General features: G+C 71.8%; 7 protein-coding genes. 3 read left to right on the top strand and 4 right to left on the bottom strand.

Annotation, left to right across the window (positions count from 1 at the left end; genetic code table 11):
* Positions 1-262 precede the first annotated feature (262 nt).
* The 3 genes from AB0J68_RS25875 to AB0J68_RS25885 are packed head-to-tail and all read right to left on the bottom strand — an operon-like array spanning position 263 to position 3,333.
* The gene (locus AB0J68_RS25875; protein WP_363940792.1) at positions 263-1,990 is read right to left on the bottom strand and encodes a DUF87 domain-containing protein; all 1,728 of its coding nucleotides are present in this window, start codon (positions 1,988-1,990) and stop codon (positions 263-265) included.
* Positions 1,987-2,889, bottom strand: a complete 903-nt coding sequence (locus AB0J68_RS25880) for an ABC transporter permease (protein WP_363940794.1) — start codon at positions 2,887-2,889, stop codon at positions 1,987-1,989. The genes AB0J68_RS25875 and AB0J68_RS25880 overlap by 4 nt, the downstream gene beginning before the upstream one ends.
* Before the next feature lie 15 nt (positions 2,890-2,904).
* A complete protein-coding gene (locus AB0J68_RS25885; protein WP_363940796.1) occupies positions 2,905-3,333 on the bottom strand; it encodes a hypothetical protein in 429 nt (142 codons plus the stop codon).
* Positions 3,334-3,541: 208 nt separating this feature from the next.
* Here AB0J68_RS25885 and AB0J68_RS25890 point away from each other — a divergent pair, with 208 nt between their 5' ends.
* Together AB0J68_RS25890 and AB0J68_RS25895 are read left to right on the top strand one after the other, a co-directional pair.
* On the top strand, positions 3,542-3,691 hold the full coding sequence (locus AB0J68_RS25890; RefSeq protein WP_363940798.1) for a hypothetical protein: 150 nt from the start codon (positions 3,542-3,544) through the stop codon (positions 3,689-3,691).
* Positions 3,692-3,795: 104 nt separating this feature from the next.
* Complete coding sequence (locus AB0J68_RS25895) at positions 3,796-4,257, top strand: hypothetical protein (protein WP_363940800.1); 462 nt, start codon at positions 3,796-3,798, stop codon at positions 4,255-4,257.
* A 342-nt stretch (positions 4,258-4,599) separates the two neighbouring features.
* Here AB0J68_RS25895 and AB0J68_RS25900 read toward each other — a convergent pair whose 3' ends face one another.
* Positions 4,600-4,839, bottom strand: coding sequence for a hypothetical protein (locus AB0J68_RS25900; protein ID WP_363940802.1), 240 nt, complete (start codon positions 4,837-4,839; stop codon positions 4,600-4,602).
* Positions 4,840-4,867: 28 nt separating this feature from the next.
* Between AB0J68_RS25900 and AB0J68_RS25905 the strand changes: the two genes are divergently transcribed.
* A complete protein-coding gene (locus tag AB0J68_RS25905) occupies positions 4,868-5,185 on the top strand; it encodes a hypothetical protein (protein WP_363940804.1) in 318 nt (105 codons plus the stop codon).
* Positions 5,186-5,529 lie beyond the last annotated feature (344 nt).

A 5,529-nucleotide genomic window follows, 5' to 3' on the forward strand; every position in this document is an offset into this window, starting at 1 on the left:
GGCGGCTCTGCGTTGCGGGTCTACTGGCCGGCCTCGCGGCGACGCTGAATGAAGTCCCACACTCGGCGGCCCGTACGTAGCCGCCGGCCGGCGCCCTTGCAGCGGCGACACGGCCGCCAGTGGACACCGTCAGGAGACATCAACCGGCCAGGGCTGTCCTTGCAGCGCGAGCACTTCCCCCACGGGAACACAGCGCACTCGACGTAGTAGGCCACGGCCAGGCCGAGCAGCGTGGCGGCGACGATGACGGACGACTTGAGGGTCACGAGGGGGTGCTCCCAACCTTGGTGCCGCCGGCCCACGCAGCCAAATCAGCGCGGGCGTACAGATCCGCCGTTCCGCGCTTGCCACGCGGCGCCGGGATCGTTCCGACTCTGCGCTGGAGACGCTTCTTAGCCGCCTCGTACGTCCACGGCAGCACCCCAGCGTCCACCGCCTCACGCAACGTCAGGAAGTCCCCGGCAGGGCTTGATAGGCCGCTGACCTGCGATGTCTCCGGGGACCGGGGACATGCCAGCGCTCGGGCCTGCTTCGTGGTCAGGTAGGCGACCTGCACCTCGGTGGCCTGTCCCCCGATGACGACCTGCCACCGGCCCAACGTCCGTGACGCCCGCGGCATCGACGCCTCCGGCACGAGCATCTTCCAGTTGTTCGCCGTGTACCTCGCCAGGCAGCGGATCCCGAAATTCTCGCGCGCCTCCGGCCCGCCGATCGCGCGGGCAGTCAGCATCTGCGCGATGGCCAGAACGTTGACCTTCGCCGAGCGGCCCATGAAGAGCAGGTCGGCCAGGGCGGCGATGGCCGGCGACCGCTTCGGGTCGCTCTTGTCCCGCACCTCGGCCCAGTAGTTGGCGAGCTGCCCGATGGTCGCGTTCAGCTCCTCGCAGATGACCAGCTCCCGCGCGCCCGGGTCCCAGTCTTCCTCTTCGTGCATGGCCAGGGTGTTGCGCTCATCGGCGAGGGCCGCCAGGCGGATGAGAGCCTGGTGCATCTGCTCCGGCCGGGAGCAGTAGTCGACGCCCGGCTGGCCGAGGGCCCACCGGTGCGAACCCTTGCGGTCGAGGATTGTCGTTCGGCCGCCGCGGGCGAGGACCTGCACGGCGACCAGCTGGGCGAGGACGCTCTTGCCGGCGCCCGAGCCGGCGCTCACGGCGATGTGCGGGGAGTCGTCGCGCAGCGACAACACCACCGGCCGGTCTCCGGCGCCCTGCCCGATGTAGAACTCCCACTCGGCCAGACGGGGGAACTGCTCGGCCACCTGGTCGTGGCCAACGACGGCCGGGGGCCGCTTGCGGACCGTCCAGCGGGCGCGCACGCGGGCTCCGACCTGATGCCAGGACTCGACCAGGTCGGCGACGGGGATCTTGCTGCCGATGATGGATGACACGAGTTGCCTCTGCTCCTTGGTCAGGTACGGGGTGTCGATGACAAGTTCGATGCGCGGGCCGAGCTCTTCGCCGGGGCGGCGGAACACCTCCAGTCGGGACGTGACCGGCCGGGCTTTGCGCTGTACGGCCCAGGCGCCGCGCTGGACGTGCTCGGGTAGCCACCGCAGCACCGGTTCGATGCGCTCGCCGTAGAGCAGCCGGATCCGCTCCTCGGCCGGCGACAGCGGCTTGGCCAGGCGGGGGGTGAGGTTGCCCAGCGACGGGTCGACGTGCAGCCGCACACCGGCCTGCAGGCCGAGCGGCGGGGTGATCGCGGCGAGGGTCGGCGCGATGTACTCGGCGTGGAATCGGCGCTGCATCAGACGGCGTCGGCCGCGCCACGCGGCGGTGAGCGTTACTGCGGTGGCGGCGGTGAGGGACTGCTCGGGCAGGGCCACGACCACGGCGGTGGCGGCGGGTACGCCGACGCGGCATGCCTGCCGCTGCCAGCCGGCGAGCCGGCCGCTGCCGCGGCTCCGGTACGGGTAGCCGGCCCGCCCGTCGAGGGGCCGGCCGGCGAGGTAGCGGTACGTCAGTCGCAGCACCGTGTGCTTGCGGCTCATCGCTTGCCGTCCTCTCGCACCAGGTGCGCCAGGCCGGCGCCCATCCCGAACACGGCCACCGGCAGGCAGGCGACCGCCGTGGTGATCTGCCACGGCGCAGAGGTCACGCCGGCCGCCACGAGCAGGTGGTAGGCGACCTGACCGAGCGCGCCGATCAGCAGCGAGGCGATGGCCGACCACTTGGCGAAGGTGAGTAGCTGGACCGACGCCCGACCGGACAGCCACACGTACGAGGCGTACGCGCCGTACGTCTCCACCCCGATCGGCAGGGTGATCGCCGAGTTGATGGAGAAGTCATCCCAGATGCCCGGCAGCGGGTGCACGACGCCGAAACCGGCGAGTCCGCCGAGTCCGACCCACCCGGACCAGATGGCCACGAACGCCGGCAGCGCCAGCAGGATCACCGGCCACACCACCAGCTGTCGCCGCGGCTTGGACTCGGCCGCCGTGCCCGGGTGTCCGTCGACCCCGACCTGCACAATCGCCTCCGATGTGGTGGCCGGCTCGGATCCGGCCGGGGTCGGATTGGTCGGCTCGGACACCCGGGTCTCGACCGGGGTCGACATGGTGGCCGGCGGGGCGCTCACCGGCTCGACACGGTGCGGGCCGAGGTCTCGGTTCACGTCGTCGTCTGCGGAAGAAAAGCCCGGCTCGAATCTGGTGGGCTCGGCCAGGTCCCACGGGTCTGGGGCGGGCTCGGCCGGGGCGGACTCGGCAAGTTCGCGGACGTGCTCGGCGATCAGTGCGTCGCGAACCTCCTCGGCCTTCGGTGCGCCGATGCGCAGCTCGCGCATCAGTCGGTTACGCGACGGCAGCTCACCGAGTCGAGTGGCCAGGTTCCGGGCGTCGGGAAGTAGTTGCTCGACGCTGCGGGGGTACGTGCTGGCGGGCGCGGTCATCGTCGTCCCTTCCGGTCAGTGGTGGCGGCAGCCGGGGCCGTGCATCGTCACGCACACGACCCGGGACCGGGCGGGCCCGGACAGGATCGCGATGAGGGCGAGCACGGCCAGGGCGGCGAGGATGGCGGGCAGGGCAGCGACGAGCGCGTCGACCAGGCGAATGAGCGCGTAGACGCCCACCCCGCCGACGGTCACCACGGCGGTCGCGACGGCGACGACCGGCCAGCGGCGGCGACGTCGCGCCACGGCGGTCGCCGGGGCTGGCCGGTCGAGGAACCGGACGACGACGGTGGCGCCGTCGGGGGTCCACTGCGGCGGGGTCGAGTGAACGAGGCGGCCACTGTCGCGCAGCTGCGTGACGACGCTCGCGACGTAGGCGGGGGTGCCGGTAACGCGCCGGTCGAGGTACCTCCGGTGCACGACGGCGGGACTACGATCTTGCATGGGTCGGGCTTCCTCCCGATCAAGGCACCCGGTCAGCGGCTGAATCGCGGACCGGGTGCCGACTTCTAGGCCGGACTATCGCTGTGTCATGACACACGTTAGCCTCCGTGTCATGACACACGCAATCCCGAGCGAGCCGGCGCGTCATGACACCCTGCGTCCTGTGACCGGGCGAAGTGGCAGAGGCACCGCACGCCAGACGGTCCGAATGGATGAAGACCTCTGGGCCAAGCTGGGCGAAGCCGCAGCAGCCGCAGGCAGCGACCGATCCGCCATCCTCCGAGAATTGACACGCTGGTACGTCGGCGAGCCGGGCGCACAGCTCCCCCGACCGGCGTCTGAGCCGCCCGCAACCTGATCTCAGGCCGCAGAAAGCGGGGGAATCGGCTTCGTCCGAAGGGCCCCACCGACCCGCCGGTTGGTGGGGCTCACGCGTTGCTGCTGGTCGGTAGCCTGCCGTGCATGACCCGCATCCGTCACCTACTGCTGCCCGCCGTGCTGCTCGCCGCCACCTTGACCGGCTGCTCCAGCGACGACCAGAAGCCGACACCGGCCGCCGCGACCAGCAACGCGGCACCCACCGCCCGGACCGTCGCCGGAACGCTGATGCTCACCGACACCGACGGCGTCACCTGGAACAGCACCACCGGATGCCAGGGCGACGGCGGCTACGACGACATCACACCCGGAGCGCAGGTGACCATCACCGACGCCGCCGGCGCCACTGTCGGCCTCGGGAAACTGGGCAACGGCATCCTGGAGACCGCTCCCGGGGCGACCAGCGGGAAGGGCTGCAAGTTCGCATTCACGGTCCCGGACGTGCCGGCCGGCAAGGGTTTCTACGGGATCGAGGTGTCTCACCGCGGCGTAGTCCAGTACCCGGAGAAGCAGGTGTTCGGAGTGCTGGCGCTCACCCTGGGCTGACCGACGGACAACCTGTCTGTCGTCCGCTGTCCGGCCCTCGCCACCATCGATTCCATGTGCGAATCTGACAGCCCACAGGTGTGTGGCTGGCACGGCCTCGTCATCGCCGACCTGATGGAGCGTGTCGTGATCGCCGCAGCCCTCGGGGTCGGTGACGAAGGTGCTCTACGCGCTGAGCTGGCGCAGTACGGGCATACCCGAATCGCAGCGGTCCGGCAGAGCGCCACCCGATCAGGCCGCTGACCCTACGACGAAGCGACCCCGCCAGCTCGCAGCCGGCGGGGTCGCTGTGGTTTGGTCGGCGCTGCCCGGGACGTCACCGGGAGCACCGCGCCGAGAATGCTACCGGCGCAGCAGCCGGGCCACGGTCGCCGGGGCGTACACCGTCCGGCGGCCCCAGAACGTGACGACGAACGGCGCGATGACCGCGATGACGCCGAGGATCCTCGCCTGCTGGTCGTCGCTGACCGGCAGGCCGAACGCGACGAGCAGGCCGAGGACGGCGGTCACGGCGGCGGTGATGGTGCCGACGGTGACCAGCGGCTCGGTCGACTCCGGGTCAGGGTTGGTCTGGCTCTCCATGGTGTTCCCTCCTGGGTACGGTCGACGGATGGTGCATGTTCCTGGGTTGCCGGCCAGTGACCGGCTCGTCCTGGCCGGGCTGTCCGGGGTGGCCGGCCGGTACGGCACCGGCAGCGACCGAGACGCCCCACGGGACCAGGCCGTCGCCGCGGTCCGTGAGGTGTCGACTGATCCGCGGCTGCTCGGTATCCAGGCCGGGGCCGCGATGGCCGACCCGCAGGGCATCAGCGGGCCGATCGTCGAGCTGCTCCAGGCGGCCGGCGCCGACATGGAGGTCGCCGCCGCCCATGCGATCGAGGTGCGGGCGCGCTTCGAGCAGACGGGCATCCAGTACCACCAGCCCTAGTCCGCGACGCACGCGGCGATCTGCCGCGCGCCGGTGGTCGTGACCACCGTGACCGTCTCCGCCGTCGTCCCGTCCGGGCACTGAGCGCCCGCCGGGCCGGCCTCGCCCTGCGGTCCCTGCTCGCCACGCGGCCCCGCCGGACCTTGCGGACCAGCCGGGCCCTGCGGGCCGACAGGGCCAGCCGCCCCAGCTGGCCCGTCCTCGCCGGAGGGCCCGTCCTTCCCTGCGGCGCCGGTCTCCCCTCGGGCGCCTGATGGGCCGGTTGGGCCCGGCGCCCCGTCGGAGCCGTTCGCCCCGTCGAGGCCAGGGACACCCGGCGGGCCGGGTGGGCCAGCCGGTCCAGC

Source organism: Micromonospora sp. NPDC049580, from assembly GCF_040675595.1.
Classification (GTDB): Bacteria; Actinomycetota; Actinomycetes; order Mycobacteriales; family Micromonosporaceae; genus Micromonospora.

Excerpts from the sequence above, each read along its gene's own strand:
- AB0J68_RS25900 (WP_363940802.1), bottom strand. The coding sequence starts at position 4,839 with ATGGAGAGCCAGACCAACCCTGACCCGGAGTCGACCGAGCCGCTGGTC.
- AB0J68_RS25880 (WP_363940794.1), bottom strand. The coding sequence starts at position 2,889 with ATGACCGCGCCCGCCAGCACGTACCCCCGCAGCGTCGAGCAACTACTT.
- AB0J68_RS25905 (WP_363940804.1), top strand. The coding sequence starts at position 4,868 with ATGGTGCATGTTCCTGGGTTGCCGGCCAGTGACCGGCTCGTCCTGGCC.
- AB0J68_RS25890 (WP_363940798.1), top strand. The coding sequence starts at position 3,542 with ATGGATGAAGACCTCTGGGCCAAGCTGGGCGAAGCCGCAGCAGCCGCA.
- AB0J68_RS25875 (WP_363940792.1), bottom strand. The coding sequence starts at position 1,990 with ATGAGCCGCAAGCACACGGTGCTGCGACTGACGTACCGCTACCTCGCC.
- AB0J68_RS25885 (WP_363940796.1), bottom strand. The coding sequence starts at position 3,333 with ATGCAAGATCGTAGTCCCGCCGTCGTGCACCGGAGGTACCTCGACCGG.
- AB0J68_RS25895 (WP_363940800.1), top strand. The coding sequence starts at position 3,796 with ATGACCCGCATCCGTCACCTACTGCTGCCCGCCGTGCTGCTCGCCGCC.